Genomic DNA, 14,739 nt, shown 5'->3' on the forward strand with positions numbered 1-14,739 from the left:
GCCCGTGACTGACCTGCTGCGGCGCCGCCGGGGCCGCTGCGGCCCCCCTCATCGCCACCAGGCCCAGCACCACTCCCAGTCCCCTGCCCACACTGGCTCGCCGCATCGTCACGCATCCCGGAAAAGTCGCCCCACGATACGCCTTTTTATTTTCGTGCAGCCTCTTCACGTCGCGCCTGCCGCCACAGCTGCAGCGCAGCCACGAACAACCACAGCACCACCGCGGCAATCACCAGCTTCTGCCCGGCACCGCGCGGTGGGCCCCGCCACAGCACGTGCAGCCACAGCAGCGCGAAACACAGCCAGGCCCACCACCACGCGGCGCTGGCCCAGCGCGCCCACTGCGGGTCGGCACGCAGGTACCAGCTCTGCAGCAGCATCGCCACGCTCACGCACAGGAACGCGGTGTTGGCCGCCAGGCCATGGACCAACGGGGCCAGCAGCGGCGCCTGCCCGGGCAGCCAGCTGTCGCCGATGGCCACGCCCATCAGCCCCAGTCCCGCCACGCAGAACAGCAGCGGCGCCGCCGCGCTGCGCCGCGGCGAGCGGCTGGCGGCGTGCAGCGACCAGGCCAGCAGCATGATCGCTACGGCCAGTACGCAGTAGGCGGTCCGCAGCGCAAGGCCCCACGGGCCATGCAGGTACAGGCTCAGCGTGGCCTGCACCCAGTCAAGGTCGTGGCGTGCCCATTGGGTCCACAAGGCGGTCAGCACGAACCCGGCCAGCGCCAGCAGCGCCAGGCCGGCCACATGGGCGTGGGCAGGAAGTTTCATCGCAGGCAGTGCTCAGGGCGCGGCGTCGGGGTGGCGCAGCCGCCAGGCCGCGAGGGCGGCGCGATAGCGCTGCAGCTCATCGCTGTACAGGTCCAGCACGCACAGCGGACAGCCGCTGCCGCAGCACTCGTTGGGGCCGGGTTCTTCCGGCGGTTGCGGGCGCGGATCTGGATCGGGCGTGGCGGATGGGAGGGGAACGGGCATGGCGTGAGCGACGGATTTCAACCGGTGCAGTGTAATCGACCGCTGTCAGTACCCGAGTCGCCGCCGCAGGTTGGCCCGCGCCGGCGCATCCAGGCGCTGGTGGAAGAACTCGCTGAGGAAGATGCGCGGGCTGCGCAGCAGGTGCTTGAGGAACCGCCGCCGGTTGAGCCGGAACAGGAAGCCGGGCACATGCCCGGCGTATTCCTCCGCGATGCCACGGTCGTAGGCATCGAACACGTCGGGCGGCGCGCCCAGGATGGCCATGTCGCAATCCAGGAACAAGGCCGCTTCGGGGTCAACGTCGGCGGTGCCCAGGGTGCCATGGCGCGCGGTCAGCAGGATCAGCTGTTCGATCCGGGCCACATCCACGCCGGCGCCCGGCAGCCAGCGCTCCACCTGCGCACGTGCCAGCGCGGCCGAGCGGGCTTCGTTGTCGTTTCGCCCGGCCTCGTAGATCGCATCGTGGTACAGCGCGGCGAGCTGCACTTCGCGCGGGTGCACCCAGCCAGGGCCGTCGGCCACCGCCTGGCAGTGCAGCAGCACCGCGCGCACGTGGGGGTAGCCGTGATAGGCCCGCGGGGGCGTGGCGTAGGCGGCTTCCAGGTCGGCCTGCATGGCCGCCGGCATTGAAAGCGGGGAGAAGGTCATGACGGCATCATTGGCCGGTCCCGCGGCGGATGGCAAGGGCGCTGGCTGGTGAAACAGGCCGACAAGCGGTGCGCCGGCTGCCAGGCGTCGGCCTAGACTGCAGCAACGAAGGCTTCGTCATGCCCGCGAGGTGACCGCGATGAACGGCTGGAAATCCCTTGCCCTGTTGGCCCTGTTGGCCGCCGCACCGACGCCGGTGCTGGCCGCGCCTGCGGATACCGCTGCCGCGCAGGCCCCGGCCGTCGACCCCATTCCCTCTCCCCAGCAGATCCTGGCCATTCCGCCGGATCTTCGCGCGTTGCTGCAGGAACGGGTGATCGCCCCGGTCAGTTCGCGCGAACAACGGCTGGTGCGCTTGGTGCACCTGATCTTCGACGAAGACGCGATGCACCTGGAGTACGACCCGTATGCCACCCACACCCTGGCCGAAACGTGGAAGACGCACCGCGCCAACTGCCTGTCCTTCACCCTGATGTTCGTCACCCTGGCGCGCGCGGCGGGCATCGATGCCCGGGTACAGGAGGTGGCGCAGGTGGTCACCTGGCACCAGGACCAGGGCGTGATCTACAACGTGGGCCACGTCAACGTGGGGCTCAACCTCAACGGTCGCACCGCCGTGGTCGATCTGGACCGCAACGTGCTGTATGACCGCTACGGGCCGCGCCCGATCACCGAGCAGCGCGCCCTGGCGCACTTCTACAACAACCGCGGCGCCGAACACATGGCCGAGGGAGACACCGCGCAGGCGCGCGCGTACCTGGACGCCGCGCTGGCGATGGCACCGGCCTTCCCTGCCGGCTGGAACAACCTGGGCGTGCTTGATACCCGCGAAGGCCGCCTGGACCAGGCCCGGAAAGATTACGAGCAGGCCCTGCAGCTGCAACCGCGGCATGCGGCGGCGCTGACCAATGCCAGCGCGTTGTATCGCAGGCTGGGCGATGCGCGCCGCGCTGACGTGCTGGCCAAGCGGCTGGAACAGGTGCAGAAAAGCGATCCCTTCGCGCAGTTCCGGTTCGGCAACGAAGCCGAACAGCGTCACGACTATGCGCAGGCCATCCAGTACTACCAGCAGGCGGTGCGCCTGTACAGCAGTGCGCACCAGTTCCATTTCGGGCTGGCACGCGCCTACTTCCTGGCCGGCAACACCCGCCGCGCCTCGCTTGAAATGCTGCGCGCCCGCGACCTGGCCGGCGAAGATGCCGACGTGCTGCGGGCGACCTACCAGGCCAAGCTGGACAGCCTGCAGAAATGGCGGGAACGCACGGCCAGCAATTGAATGGCGGCATGCCGCCGCTGATGCGTAACGACCAACGGTCGTTACCTACGCCTTTTTCAAAAAACAGGTCTTCAGGACCAGGCCCTTGATCTTGTCCGAGTTGCCTTCGATGTGCTCGGCATCGTCTTCGACCAGGCGGATGTTGCGGATCACGGTGCCCTGCTTGAGCGGGATCGACGAGCCCTTGACCTTCAGGTCCTTGATCACGGTGACGGTGTCGCCGCTGGCCAGCGTGTTGCCGTTGCTGTCACGCACGACCAGGCCCTGGCCACCTTCATCGCCGGCCGCCCACTCATGGCCGCAGTCGGCGCAGATCCACAGCGCGCCATCGGCATAGGTGTTTTCCAGGGTGCATTGCGGGCAGGCGGGTGCGGCGGACATGATGAAGCCTTCAGGTTCGGAACAACCCCCATTGTAACCGCCCGGCCCGGGCAGGCCTTGCACCGGCGGCCCGCTTGCCGCACAGTGCGCGCCCCCTGACCTCCGGCCCGGCCCCGCATGAAAATCGGCATCGACTTTGGCACCAGCAACTCCGCCGCCGCCGCCGTGGTGGACGGCCGGGTCGTGCCGATCCGGTTTGGCGAGGCCGAACAGTTCCGCACCACGGTGTACTTCCCCGAGGTGATGCGCGATCCGAACGACTTCGAACTGACCCCGGCGCTGGAGCACGAACTGGCCCGGTTGATCGACGCGGCCGCGCGCGACGCCCGCGCCGCCGGGCAGGAACGCGCGCCGGATGCGCTGCGCCGCGAGGCCCTGCGCGTGGTGCGCCGGCAGTGGATGGAAGAGCAGATGCGCGCGCCGCTGAGCTCGACCAAGCTGCTGCAGAACGCGGTGTACGGGGACGAGGCGCTGGAAGCCTACTTCGAGGAGAACGAAGGCAACCTGGTGCAGAGCCCGAAATCGATGCTGGGCTACAACCTGCACCCGCGCGCGCGCCAGACCATCACCGGTATCGCCACGCACATCCTGGAGCACATCCGGCTGACCGCGTCGCGCCAGCTCGACGCGCCGGTGCGCACCGCCACGCTGGGCCGCCCGGTGCAGTTCCGCAGCTCGATCGGCGCGGCCGGCAACGACCAGGCGCTGGACATCCTGCACACCGCCGCGATCGCCGCGGGTTTCGACAGCGTCGATTTCCTTGAGGAGCCGGCTGCCGCAGCCATGCACTACCACGCCGAGAGCGCGCAGGAACATGACGCGGTGGTGGTCGACATCGGCGGCGGCACCACCGATGTGGCGCATGCGCGGGTGGGCGGCGTACAGGCCCCGAAGATCCATCGCGCATGGGGTATCGCGCGCGGTGGTACCGATATCGACCTGGCCTTGAGCCTCGGCGCCTACATGCCGCTGTTCGGCCGCGGCCACAGCCGCGTGCCGGCGCACCACTACGTAGAGGCCGCGATGGTGCAGGACATGACCCGCCAGCGCGATTTCCGCCAGCACAACTACCGCGAGGCCGAGGCGCCGTGGGGCGCGCGCCTGCAGGCGCTGCAGGACACCGGCAACACCGCACGCCTGTACCGCGAGGTGGAGCGCTGCAAGATCGCCCTGAGCAGCGCGCCAGAGCACACCAGTGCGCTGGACTTCATCGAACGCGGCCTGGGGGTGGACGTCGACCCGTCCCGGCTGGAAGCGGCGGCCGGCAGCTACCTGGGCGAACTGACCGGGTTGCTGGAACAGGTCCGCGCCGATATCGGGCACGACCCGGCGGCGATCTTCCTGACCGGCGGCATGTCACGCGCGGGCTATCTGCAGGCGGCGGTGGCCGCAGCCTTCCCCGGCTCGACGCTGGTGCGCGGCAACCCCTCGTTCGGCGTGGTGCACGGCCTGGCGTGGGCCGCCGCAGGCTGAGCCTGAGGGCGCGAAGCCCCGTGGGACAAGGGTTTCCGGCCGTGAAACCCTCGCATTAACAAAACGTTACGCCGAAAGCGCTATCATCTTTCGGCTTCGATGCGCAATGCGCATGTCGTACCCAGCCTCGAAGAGGCCACCATCCTCGCCGATACCGCCGCCGTCCGGATCCGTCCGCGGCGCTGGGATCGTCTATCGCTGTGATCCGGCTCGTTCCCAGCATGCAGCACCCCCTGAGCCGCCAAGAGAGATTCGATTGGGCGAAATCGCCAAGGCCGACCCCATCGACTGCCGCCGCTGCGACGCAGTCTGTTGCCGGCTGTCGGTCACCGTCATGCCTGACGACGCGGTACCCGGCTACCTGCTGGATACCGACGAAGCGGGCCGCACCGTGATGGCGCGCAACGACGAAGGTTGGTGCGCCGCGATCGACCCCTATCACCTGCGCTGCACCATTTATTCGCAGCGTCCCGCGATCTGCCGCCAATTTGCGATGGGCGGCGATGACTGCCGCCTCGTGCGGCAGGACTACCGTCGACAACAGCACGATGCGTCGACGATTTTTTCCACGCTACACCCATGACAGGAGCATCCATGGCCCGTTCGCCAAAGACCTCCCCCAAGGCAGGCAACACCGTTCGCGTTGACCGCAAGCAGGGTTCCAACACCGCACTGAGCAGCGCCAGCATCGCTGCCGATCTGGCTGCGTTCCGCAAGAGCGGCGGCAAGATCGAAGTACTGGGCAACACCCTGGCGCTGAAAAAGGCCGGCTGACGCCGCTGCCGTCCGCACCGGCCCCCGGCCGGTGCGGGGGCCGCACTCAGCGGCCGCCCAGCGAGACCCGCACGTTGCCCGAATGGGCATTGATCGAAATATCGCCGTCACCGCCGCCCAGGCGCGTGTCCAGGCTGCGACCCGGGCCATAACGCGGCCGTTCCACCTGGCCGGCATCGGACTGGATGTCGCCACTGAAGGTCTTCACGGCCAGCTGCGCCGAGACCTTGGCCGGCAGGCGCAGGGCGATCGACCCGCTCACCGTCTGCAACGTCACCTTGCCACCCGGCGCCAGGCCGGACGCTGCCACAGTGAGGTTGCCGGAGACCGCTTCGGCGGCCAGGCGCTGCACCTGCGCCGTGTCCAGGCGGATGCTGCCCGATACCGTTTCCGCCGAGACCTCACCGCCCATGCCGCCGCCGGCCTGGATCGAACCGCTGACCGCACGCAGGGCCATGCGCTGGCTCTGTACCTGCGCGCGGATATCGCCGCTGACGGTACTCAGGCTGGCTTCGGCCGTGCGCCCGGCGGCCGAGACATCGCCACTTACCGCATTGGCCTGCAGGCGGCGCAGGTCGACCTCGGCCACGTCGATGTCGGCACTTACCGTGCCCAGCTGCACTTCCACCGAGCGCGGCACCCGCAGCTCCAGCGTGGCGCCGCCATTGTTGCCGTTGCGCGGGTAGATCACTTCCCAGCGCACCCGGTTGGTGCTCTTGTCCTGCTGCAGGCGCAGGCCATCGGCCATGCTGCCGGTCAACGCCACTTCATTGCGATCCCAGCCCCGCACGGTGACCTTGCCGGCGATGTTGCTCACTTCCACGCGCCCGCCCGCGGCCAGCGGATGGCGCTCATCGACGCGGGTGGCGGCCTGCGCGGCCAGGGGCAGCAGCACGGCCAAGGCTGCGGTGAAACGCAGGGTGTTTCGCATGGGACTCTCCTTCAGGATGGCAGGCCAGCGGCGTTGACGGCCTGCTGGGTAAGTTCAAGGCGCAGCGCGTAGGTGCGCTGCAGCTGGGTAAGCAGGTAACCCGAGCGCGGGTTTTCGGCGATGGCCGCGCGGATGTACACGGCACTGGTATCCAGTTCGTGCAGCGCCGGCTGCCAGTCCGCGCCGATCGGGGCCGCTGGCAGCGTGGCCATCGCCTGCTGGTACTCGGCGGCGATCACGTCGGCCTGCCGTTGCAGGGGCGACGGGCGCGGCGTGGGCGGCGTGGAGGTGGGTGCCACCATCAGCACCGCCAGCGCGGCGGCCAGGCCCAGGCCGACGCGCAGCGACCAACGGCGCGCACGCGGTGCCGGCGCAGCGGCTGGCAGCGCAGCCACGCGCGGCGGAAGCTGCGCAGCGATGCGCTGCCAGGCATCCGCCGGCGGCAGTCGTTCGGCGGGCAGCGCGCGCAGGCGCGACTGCAGATCGGAATCGAGGTCGTGGTTGTCGTTCATGCCGGTTCTCCCAGACGCGCGCGCAACAGGCCGCGCGCGCGGTGCAACTGTGCCTTGGAACTGCCCACCGCCATCTGCAGCTGGTCGGCAATCTCCTGGTGTTTCCATCCTTCGATATCGTGCAGTACCAGCACCGCCCGGGCGCGCGGCGGCAGGGTCTCCAGCGCGCGCTCCAGGTCCAGGCTGGTCCCCGCGCAGCGATCCACTGCCGGCACTGCCGCCAGCAGGTCCCAGCCTTCTTCGCCGCTGTCGCCCGCGTCGCGGGCGGCATTGGCGCGAAGCTCCATCAGCGCCGCATTTACCCCCAGCCGGTGCAGCCAGGTACCCAGGCTGCTGTCGAAGCGGAACCCCGGCAGTGCGCGCCAGGCCTGCAGGAACGCCTCCTGGAGCGCATCCTCGGCACGCGCGGCATGACCGCCGCACAGCCGCCACAACACCGCATACAGGCGCGGCGCGTGCCGATGGTAGATGCGCTCGTAGGCGGCGGTGTCGCCGGCCACCGCCGCCCGCACCCACGCGCACTCGTCGGTGGAATCGGCGTCGTTGGCAGCGCGGAGGGCGGGCATGGTCGTATCGAGCATATCCCTTGGATGCGGGGTCGATCGAAAAGGTTTAAACCTTTCCGGCACCCGCGGCATCCAATCTCCTGTCACCACGCCGGGCGTGGTCCCAGGAGTTGCCCATGTCCCCCAGTTGCCTTGCCCTTCTGCTGTCGCTGGCCAGCGCGTGCACCCTGCCGGGAAGCCCGGTGACGCTGCGGGTGGCACTGCCGCCGCAACCGGACCTGTGCGTGCAGTACCAGGACCATGCACCGCTCTGCGTTTCAAGGCTGGTCGGTGTGCTCTCGCAGCCGCGCAGGGCCCGGCGCTACCGCGCGGGGTAAACTGACGCACCCACGTCGAACCCCGGTTTCCATGAAAGAACACCTGCCCACCTGGACCCATGAGTGGCTGCAGTACGGGGCGCCTGCCCTGAAGATCCTGCTGACCCTGCTGGTGGCGTGGCTGCTGCGGCTGATCGCGCGCCGGCTGCTGCGCCGCGTGGGCGAGCACTACACGCTGCCACCGGAGATGGTGATGGGCGCGCGCCGGGTGTTCACGTTCGTGGTGTATTTCACCGTGCTGCTGGTGGTGCTGCAGATCATCGGCGTGCAGGCCAGCGTGCTGTGGACCGCGTTCACCGGCTTTGCCGCAGTGGGCGCGGTGGCCTTCTTTGCCGCGTGGAGCGTGCTCTCCAACATCTTCTGCACCCTGCTGATCTTCACCACCCGCCCGTTCCGGCTGCACGACTACATCGAGGTGCTGGAGAACGGCGAGAAGCCCGGACTGAAGGGCCGCGTCATCGACGTCAACCTGATCTACACCACCCTGCAGGAAAACAGCGGCGGCCACGAAGGCACGGTGCTGCAGATTCCCAACAACATGTTCTTCCAGCGCACGGTGCGCCGCTGGCGTGATCCGTCGCAGGCGCCGGGCGGCATCCAGGGCGACGGTTGATCCGGCGTCAGCGCAGCTGGCTGTCCTTGCTGCCCCGCCGGTTGTACATGCCTGCATCCTGCTGCGCGGCATCCTCGGCCTCCTGGCAGCGCACGCACAGGCGCACGCCGGGCACGGCTCGGCGCCGCGCTTCGGGGATGGGCGCTTCGCATTCCTCGCAATGGGTCAGCCCGGGACCGTGGCGCAGCTGCGCGCGGGCGCGCTGGATCGCGTCATCCACGGTCGCGTCGATCTGGTCCTGGACGGCGCCGTCGCCTGCCCACCCTGTGGCCATGCCGCATCTCCCATACCGTTGCCGGAGCGCCAGCATAGATCCGGCCGGGCGACGTCGGTTTACGGCCGGCTGAACATGCCCCGCTTCCAGTGAATCGTTCAGCCCGGCATCACCAGATCAGGTCGTCGGGCACCTGGAACTGCGCGTAGTAGGCATCGTCCTCGGCATTGCCGGTGCTGGGCTCGGCGGACGCGGCGCGATCCTTGCCGTTGTCGAGCACGATCACGGCCGGATCGCGTTCGCGGATCTTGTCGGCGGCCGCACGCGGCACCAGCTCGAAGCCCTCACCCAGCCGCACGATCACCAGGCTGCCCGTGGCCAGCTGGCGGCGCAGCATCTCGTTGACCAGCAGCGTGCGGATCAGGGTGCCGTCGTTGAAGCGGTACTCGCTTTCGCCTTCGCGCTTGACCCGGTTGCTTTCGATGATCTGGCGCACCTGGGCCTGCAGCTCCTGCAGGCGGTTCTTTTCCTTGCGCTCGGCTTCCAGCGCGCGGTCGCGCTCGGCTTTTTCCGCCCGCAGGCGCTCGGCCTCGCGCTGGCTGTCGGTGGGCGCCACCGGGGCCTTGCCGTGGCGGGCCTTCACCTGCTCGCGTGCGGCCTGGGACACCTGGGATTTCTTGACCAGCCCGGCCTTGAGCAGCTGTTCCTGCAGGGGATTTGCCTTCGCCATTGCCTTTGCATCTGTTGGTGCGGGATTCCAGCCGTCATCATAGCGGCATGACCGCCCTGAAGTACCTTGCCGGCTACCCCGACGCCCTGCAGCAGCAGGTGCGCGAGCTGATCGCGGCCGATCGGCTGGGCCCCTGGCTGGAGCGCCGCTATGCCGAGCTGCACACGGTGCGCAACGACCGTCAGCTGTATGACTACACCCAGGCCCTGAAGGAGCGCTACCTGCGCCAGTCGGTGCCGTTGTCCAAGGTGATCTACGACAGCCGCCTGCAGGTGCTCAAGCATGCACTGGGCACCCATACCACCGTCTCGCGGGTGCAGGGCAGCCGGCTCAAGGCCAGCCGCGAGATCCGCATCGCCAGCGTGTTCCGCGAGGCACCTGCCCCGTTCCTGAAGATGATCGTGGTGCACGAACTGGCGCACCTGAAGGAATCGGACCACAACAAGGCGTTCTACCAGCTGTGCACCCACATGGAAGCGGACTACCACCAGTTGGAGTTCGACCTGCGCCTGTACCTGACCCACCTGGAGCGCGCCAGCGGCTGACGCTCAGCCGATACCGGCCCAGCGCAGCGCGGCGGCGGCCGCCGCACCCAGCACCACCACCGCCAGGAACGGCAGGCGCAGCAGCAACGCCACGGCCGCCACGGCCAGCGCGGCCAGGCGGGCATCCAGCGCCACCGACGCACCGGCAGCCACCGCATTCATGGCGGTCAGCGACGCCAGCAGGCCGATCGTGAGCGTGCCGGCCACCCGGGTCATGCGCGGTGACTCCAGCCAGCGCGCCGGCACCAGCCACCCGGCCAGCTTGATCGCATAGGCCGCCACGCAGCCCAGCAGCAACCATGCCCACAGGCTCATACGTGCTCCCCGGACGAACGCGGCTCAACGTCCGGCTCCAGCCCTTCATCGCGTGGACCGGGTACGAACGCGCCCCACGCTGCCGCCACTGTTGCCGCCAGCAGGATCGGAATGCCCGGTGGCACCCACGGCAACGCCAGCACCGTGACCAGCGCGGCCACGACGGCGATGGCCACCGCATCACGCTGGCGCAGCCGGGGCCACAGCAACGCCAGGAACGCCGCCACTGCGGCACCGTCCAGGCCCCACCGGCGCGGATCACCCAGCGCGTCGCCGGCGATGGCGCCGACGGCGGTGAACAGGTTCCAGAGCAGGAACACGCCGACGCCGGCGGTCCAGAACCCGCGCCGCTGCTCCAGCGCCACGGTCTGGCTGGACGCGGTGGCGGCCGATTCGTCGATGGTGATCTGCGCACCCACCCCGCGCCGCCAGCCGCGCAGCCCGAGCATCCGGTTCATCTGCATGCCGTATACAGCGTTGCGCACGCCGAGCAGCGTGGCGGCGGTGAACGCGGCGGAACCGGCACCGCCGCCCGCGATCACGCCGATGAACGCAAACTGCGAGCCGCCGGTGAACATCAACAGGCTCAGCGCCTGCGCCTGCCACGGGCTCAGCCCGGCCGCCACCGCCAGCGCACCAAAGGAAATGCCATACAGGCCGGTAGCCACGGCAATGGAAAGGCCGACTTTCACGGCAGGGGACGCGCGCCAGTTCATCATCGGATCATGCCAGCAGCGGCGCGGGGCCGCAGCCCTGTCACGCGCAGCCCCGGCCCCGAGCCAGTACACTCCCCGCCCGCGTCCCGCTTTGTGCTGCCTGCCTGATGACCGATCCGATCCGACTCGACAAACACCTGACCCGCCTGATCGGCTGCTCGCGGGGCGACGCCCAGCGCTTCATCGAGGGAGGCTGGGTGACCGTCAACGGTGTGGTGGTCGAACAACCGCAGGCGATGGTCACCGATGAAGTGGTGGTGCTGCGCGAGAACGCCGAGGCGACCCGCGCCGAGACGGTCAGCATGCTGCTGCACAAACCAGCCGGGATGCGCGCTGATGCACTGTGCGCACTGGTCACGCCGGAGACCCGCAGCGAACTGGACGCCACCGGCGTGGCCCTGCTGCAGCGGCACTTCCACGCGCTGCAGCTGGTGATGCCGCTGGCCGATGAGGACAGCGGCCTGGTGGTGGTCAGCCAGGACGGCCGCGTGGTGTCGCATCTGAAGGACCGCGGCGCGACGCTGGAGCAGGAATACCTGGTCGAGGTCAGCGGCGAGCTGGTGCCCTACGGCATGAAGCGGCTTGCGCACGGCCTGAGCTTCCGCAACTGGCCGTTGCCGCCGTGCAAGGTCAGCTGGCAGAACGAAACCCGTCTGCGCTTTGCGATCAAGCCGGTGGCCCCCGGCCAGCTGCGCGACATGTGCCGGCAGGTCGGGCTGGAGGTCATCAGCGTGCGTCGCCTGCGCATCGGCCGGGTGGCGATGGGCAAGCTGGCCCCGGGCCAGTGGCGCTACCTGGCGCCGGACGAACGCTTCTGAGCCGCGCACGCAACCCGCAGAAGCCACTGTGGCGCCGCGTGCTGCGCGGCGCGGGCATCCTGCTGGCGATCGTGACCCTGCTGGTGCTCAGCGGGCTGCTGCTGGGCGACCACCTCACGCCCAAGGCGATGGGACCGCGCAGCACCGTGCTGCCGCTGCAGCCGGCACAGAGCGCGATCGATCGCGAGGTGGTGCGCCTGCAGGCCGAGCACCCGGACCAGTCCGGCGTGGCGTTCCTGTCCGAAGGGCTGGATGCGTACGCCGCGCGCGCGGTGATCACCCGCCATGCCGCCCGCAGCCTGGACCTGCAGTACTACATCTGGAAGGACGACCTGATCGGCCACCTGATGGCGCAGGAGCTGTACCAGGCCGCCGAACGTGGCGTACGCGTGCGCCTGCTGCTGGATGACATGAACGCGCAGGACAAGGATGCATTGATGATGGCGCTCGATGAGCACCCCAACATCGAGATCCGCCTCTACAACCCGTTCCGCAACCGCGATGGACTGTGGCGGCTGGTGGAGATGGTGCAGCGCTTCTTCAGCGTCAACCACCGCATGCACAACAAACAGTGGATCGCCGATGGCCGGGTCGCCATCGTCGGCGGACGCAACATCGGCGAGGAATACTTCAGCGCGCGCAGCGATGTGAACTTCCGCGACCTGGACCTGATCGTGGCCGGCAAGGCGGTGCAGCAGGCCAACACGATCTTCGATGCGTACTGGAACAGCGACGCGGCGGTCCCCGTGGCCGCCCTCGCCTTCCACACCCCGGCCCAGCTGCGCCTGCTGATGCTTGAATCGGCACACGAGGCCAGGCTGGCGGCCGCCCGACCCTATCTTGAGCGCGTCGAGCGTTCGCCGGCAGCGCGTTCGTTCTACACCGATGCGGTAGACCTGCACTGGTCGCCGGGCGTGGAGATCGTGTCCGATCCGGCGATGAAGCACCGCCGCGACGACCCCGCCAACTGGCTGGTCACCCGGCTGGTGCGCGAACTTGAGGCCACCCGCCACAAGGCGCTGTTGATCTCGCCCTACTTCGTGCCGGGCGAGGAAGGCACGCGCGGGATGGCCGCGATGGTGCAGCGCGGCGCCTACGTGGGCGTGGTCACCAACTCACTGGCCGCCAATGACGTGGCGGCCGTGCACAGCGGCTACATGCATTACCGCGCACCGCTGCTGCGCGATGGCGTGCACCTGTACGAACTGCGATCGCGCGGCGCGGGTGGCGGCAGCGGCGGCCTGTTCGGCAGCAGCGGCGCCAGCCTGCATACCAAGGCCTTCATGATCGATGACCAGCGTGGCTTCGTCGGCTCGTTCAACCTGGACCCGCGTTCTGCCTACCTCAACACGGAGATGGGGGTGCTGTTTGATGATCGGGAACTGGCCGCGCAGTTGCGCGCGGAATACCTGCGCCTGGCCGATCCGAAGCAGAGCTATTGGGTGACGCTGGGTGCCGATGACCAGGTGCGTTGGCTGGATCGGGCTGAACAGCCCCCGCAATTGCTGGATCGAGAGCCCGACACCTCGTTCTGGCAGCGCGCCAGCGCCCGCGCCATCAGCTGGCTGCCCTTGGAATCCCAACTTTAGGAGCAGCCACGCGGGGCGTGGCGCTACGCGTCGGCCGACTCGTCCGCCTCCAGCGTTTCCACCGCGCGACCATGCAGGCGGCGCCAGATCCACTGCAATGCATGCGCCGGGGTGTCATGCAGCTGCTCCAGCAGCGCCAGCGCCTGGGCCTGGCTGATCCGGCCATGCCGGCACAGCAGGCTGGCCGATGCCCCGGCACGCGCGAAGTGCAGGCTGGCCGCCAGCCCACCGCCTGTCGCATCGGCGTCGCGCAGCAGCGCCTGGTGCACCGAGGGCGGCAGTTCCCAGGCCGCCGCGATGCGGCTGGCCACCGGCAGGGTCCAGGCATCCAGCAGGGTGCCGGCCAGCTGCGGTGACGGCAGCACAGCCTGTTCACGGGCAACGTCCAGCAGGTGTCGCATCACCAGGGCCGCGCCAAGGCCTTGGGTCAGCCCCATCCACTGCGCGGCGAAGCCGTCTTCATGGGTCACCAGGCGGGCGTGATCGGCTGCGGCCCGCGAAGCCAGCAGCGCGTGCTCCCAGACCACGGTTCCGAACTGCGGAAAGGCGTCGCTGTGCAGTTGCATCACCGGTTGCACCAGCACCGCGCTGATGATCTGGCGGATGCCCTCGGTACCGACCAGCGTGACCGCCCGCTGCAGGCTGTCCACCGGCTTGGCCTGCAGCCGGTAGACCGGGCTGTTGGCGATGCGCAGCAGGTTGCCGGTCAGCACCGCATCCTGGCTGATGATCGAGGCCATGCTGCGCGCCGAGGCATCGCTGTCGTTCACGGTCTGGATCAGCTGTGGCAGCAGCTGCGGCCGGCGCGGCAGGTGCCGGGCCGACCAGTCCTGCGCCTCCAGCGCTGCCGCCACCGCCGCCAGCAGGGCCGCGTCCTGCGCGGCGGTGGCCGGCGCGCTGCCGCTGCCCGGCCGCAACGCCAGTGCGTGCAGGCCGGCCTGCAGCACCTGGTCCGCATCGCCACTGCAGGGCTCAGTCGGCCTCTGCGGCTGTTGCTGCGCACGGGTCCGGCCGCCGGTACTACCCGGCGCCGGTCCCGCCTCCGCCGGGCGGCGATACCAGCCCCACCCCAGAAATGCCACGACCAGCACGCCGGCCCCCGCCAGGATCACCATCATCGGGCCGCGCCCCTGCCGGTGCGGCACCGCACCCGAATTGTCGCCACTGCACCCACGTGATCCGTCCTGGCTTGCCGGTACTGCGCACCGTTGCCACGGCATCGGCCCGGAACGGGGCAACTTTAGCGGGCGATGGTCACCCCGCCCTGACAACACCGTCCGGCGGAATGCACTAGAATGGCGCCGCGCGACCCGTCCTGCCCAACCGACGACGTCGCTTTTTTTG

At 69.2% G+C, this 14,739-nt stretch carries 21 protein-coding genes; 9 read left to right on the forward strand and 12 right to left on the reverse strand.

All coding sequences use genetic code 11. From position 1 onward, the window contains the following. Positions 1-146: 146 nt before the first annotated feature. From ACQG3P_RS07405 to ACQG3P_RS07415, 3 genes are read right to left on the reverse strand one after another with little or no spacing between them, the layout of a single operon-like run. Complete coding sequence (locus tag ACQG3P_RS07405; RefSeq protein ID WP_217537735.1) at positions 147-773, reverse strand: DUF998 domain-containing protein; 627 nt, start codon at positions 771-773, stop codon at positions 147-149. A gap of 12 nt (positions 774-785) precedes the next feature. Further along, on the reverse strand, positions 786-977 hold the full coding sequence (locus tag ACQG3P_RS07410) for an oxidoreductase-like domain-containing protein (RefSeq protein WP_068853587.1): 192 nt from the start codon (positions 975-977) through the stop codon (positions 786-788). A 45-nt stretch (positions 978-1,022) separates the two neighbouring features. Next, complete coding sequence (locus ACQG3P_RS07415) at positions 1,023-1,625, reverse strand: HD domain-containing protein (protein WP_210130808.1); 603 nt, start codon at positions 1,623-1,625, stop codon at positions 1,023-1,025. 139 nt (positions 1,626-1,764) lie between these two features. Between ACQG3P_RS07415 and ACQG3P_RS07420 the strand changes: the two genes are divergently transcribed. Beyond that, on the forward strand, positions 1,765-2,901 hold the full coding sequence (locus ACQG3P_RS07420) for a tetratricopeptide repeat protein (protein ID WP_210130809.1): 1,137 nt from the start codon (positions 1,765-1,767) through the stop codon (positions 2,899-2,901). Between the two features lie 45 nt (positions 2,902-2,946). Here ACQG3P_RS07420 and ACQG3P_RS07425 read toward each other — a convergent pair whose 3' ends face one another. Then, the gene (locus ACQG3P_RS07425) at positions 2,947-3,282 is read right to left on the reverse strand and encodes a zinc ribbon domain-containing protein YjdM (protein ID WP_068853590.1); all 336 of its coding nucleotides are present in this window, start codon (positions 3,280-3,282) and stop codon (positions 2,947-2,949) included. A 117-nt stretch (positions 3,283-3,399) separates the two neighbouring features. On the opposite strand from ACQG3P_RS07425, the gene ACQG3P_RS07430 reads away from it, so the two are divergent. The 3 genes from ACQG3P_RS07430 to ACQG3P_RS07440 all read left to right on the forward strand — a co-directional run bounded on the left by ACQG3P_RS07430 (position 3,400) and on the right by ACQG3P_RS07440 (position 5,529). After that, on the forward strand, positions 3,400-4,755 hold the full coding sequence (locus ACQG3P_RS07430; protein WP_426804669.1) for an Hsp70 family protein: 1,356 nt from the start codon (positions 3,400-3,402) through the stop codon (positions 4,753-4,755). 283 nt (positions 4,756-5,038) lie between these two features. Further along, positions 5,039-5,338 (forward strand): YkgJ family cysteine cluster protein, encoded by a 300-nt coding sequence (locus tag ACQG3P_RS07435; protein ID WP_083214278.1) that lies wholly within the window; start codon positions 5,039-5,041, stop codon positions 5,336-5,338. 11 nt (positions 5,339-5,349) lie between these two features. Continuing rightward, a complete protein-coding gene (locus tag ACQG3P_RS07440; protein WP_068853593.1) occupies positions 5,350-5,529 on the forward strand; it encodes a hypothetical protein in 180 nt (59 codons plus the stop codon). A gap of 46 nt (positions 5,530-5,575) precedes the next feature. On the opposite strand, the gene ACQG3P_RS07445 is transcribed toward ACQG3P_RS07440, so the two are convergent. Genes ACQG3P_RS07445 through ACQG3P_RS07455 form a run of 3 tightly spaced genes read right to left on the reverse strand, consistent with a single transcriptional unit; the run spans position 5,576 to position 7,553 of the window. Then, on the reverse strand, positions 5,576-6,460 hold the full coding sequence (locus ACQG3P_RS07445) for a DUF4097 family beta strand repeat-containing protein (protein ID WP_210130810.1): 885 nt from the start codon (positions 6,458-6,460) through the stop codon (positions 5,576-5,578). 11 nt (positions 6,461-6,471) lie between these two features. Further along, on the reverse strand, positions 6,472-6,972 hold the full coding sequence (locus ACQG3P_RS07450) for a hypothetical protein (protein ID WP_210130811.1): 501 nt from the start codon (positions 6,970-6,972) through the stop codon (positions 6,472-6,474). Beyond that, positions 6,969-7,553 (reverse strand): RNA polymerase sigma factor, encoded by a 585-nt coding sequence (locus tag ACQG3P_RS07455; RefSeq protein WP_093533465.1) that lies wholly within the window; start codon positions 7,551-7,553, stop codon positions 6,969-6,971. Before ACQG3P_RS07455 ends, ACQG3P_RS07450 begins: the two co-directional genes overlap by 4 nt. 101 nt (positions 7,554-7,654) lie before the next feature. Between ACQG3P_RS07455 and ACQG3P_RS07460 the strand changes: the two genes are divergently transcribed. Both ACQG3P_RS07460 and ACQG3P_RS07465 read left to right on the forward strand, forming a co-directional pair. After that, a complete protein-coding gene (locus ACQG3P_RS07460; protein WP_217537739.1) occupies positions 7,655-7,855 on the forward strand; it encodes a hypothetical protein in 201 nt (66 codons plus the stop codon). A gap of 31 nt (positions 7,856-7,886) precedes the next feature. Next, positions 7,887-8,468, forward strand: coding sequence for a mechanosensitive ion channel family protein (locus tag ACQG3P_RS07465; RefSeq protein WP_093533467.1), 582 nt, complete (start codon positions 7,887-7,889; stop codon positions 8,466-8,468). A gap of 7 nt (positions 8,469-8,475) precedes the next feature. Here ACQG3P_RS07465 and ACQG3P_RS07470 read toward each other — a convergent pair whose 3' ends face one another. Then, complete coding sequence (locus ACQG3P_RS07470; RefSeq protein ID WP_068853598.1) at positions 8,476-8,742, reverse strand: DksA/TraR family C4-type zinc finger protein; 267 nt, start codon at positions 8,740-8,742, stop codon at positions 8,476-8,478. A 109-nt stretch (positions 8,743-8,851) separates the two neighbouring features. Beyond that, complete coding sequence (locus ACQG3P_RS07475) at positions 8,852-9,412, reverse strand: DUF2058 domain-containing protein (protein WP_426804670.1); 561 nt, start codon at positions 9,410-9,412, stop codon at positions 8,852-8,854. Positions 9,413-9,459: 47 nt separating this feature from the next. Here ACQG3P_RS07475 and ACQG3P_RS07480 point away from each other — a divergent pair, with 47 nt between their 5' ends. Beyond that, positions 9,460-9,957 (forward strand): M48 family metallopeptidase, encoded by a 498-nt coding sequence (locus ACQG3P_RS07480; protein WP_093533469.1) that lies wholly within the window; start codon positions 9,460-9,462, stop codon positions 9,955-9,957. A gap of 3 nt (positions 9,958-9,960) precedes the next feature. Here ACQG3P_RS07480 and ACQG3P_RS07485 read toward each other — a convergent pair whose 3' ends face one another. Continuing rightward, a complete protein-coding gene (locus tag ACQG3P_RS07485; protein WP_068853601.1) occupies positions 9,961-10,272 on the reverse strand; it encodes an AzlD domain-containing protein in 312 nt (103 codons plus the stop codon). Further along, positions 10,269-10,988 (reverse strand): AzlC family ABC transporter permease, encoded by a 720-nt coding sequence (locus ACQG3P_RS07490; RefSeq protein WP_426804671.1) that lies wholly within the window; start codon positions 10,986-10,988, stop codon positions 10,269-10,271. Before ACQG3P_RS07490 ends, ACQG3P_RS07485 begins: the two co-directional genes overlap by 4 nt. A gap of 107 nt (positions 10,989-11,095) precedes the next feature. Here ACQG3P_RS07490 and ACQG3P_RS07495 point away from each other — a divergent pair, with 107 nt between their 5' ends. Further along, positions 11,096-11,806 (forward strand): rRNA pseudouridine synthase, encoded by a 711-nt coding sequence (locus ACQG3P_RS07495; RefSeq protein WP_217537743.1) that lies wholly within the window; start codon positions 11,096-11,098, stop codon positions 11,804-11,806. 38 nt (positions 11,807-11,844) lie between these two features. Continuing rightward, a complete protein-coding gene (locus ACQG3P_RS07500; protein ID WP_426804672.1) occupies positions 11,845-13,395 on the forward strand; it encodes a phospholipase D family protein in 1,551 nt (516 codons plus the stop codon). Between the two features lie 23 nt (positions 13,396-13,418). Here the strand turns inward: ACQG3P_RS07500 and ACQG3P_RS07505 are convergent, their stop codons facing one another. After that, complete coding sequence (locus tag ACQG3P_RS07505) at positions 13,419-14,513, reverse strand: HDOD domain-containing protein (protein WP_426804673.1); 1,095 nt, start codon at positions 14,511-14,513, stop codon at positions 13,419-13,421. Positions 14,514-14,739 lie beyond the last annotated feature (226 nt).

The sequence above is a fragment of the Stenotrophomonas sp. SrG genome, assembly GCF_050031795.1.
In the GTDB taxonomy this organism is placed as follows: Bacteria; Pseudomonadota; Gammaproteobacteria; order Xanthomonadales; family Xanthomonadaceae; genus Stenotrophomonas; species Stenotrophomonas rhizophila_A.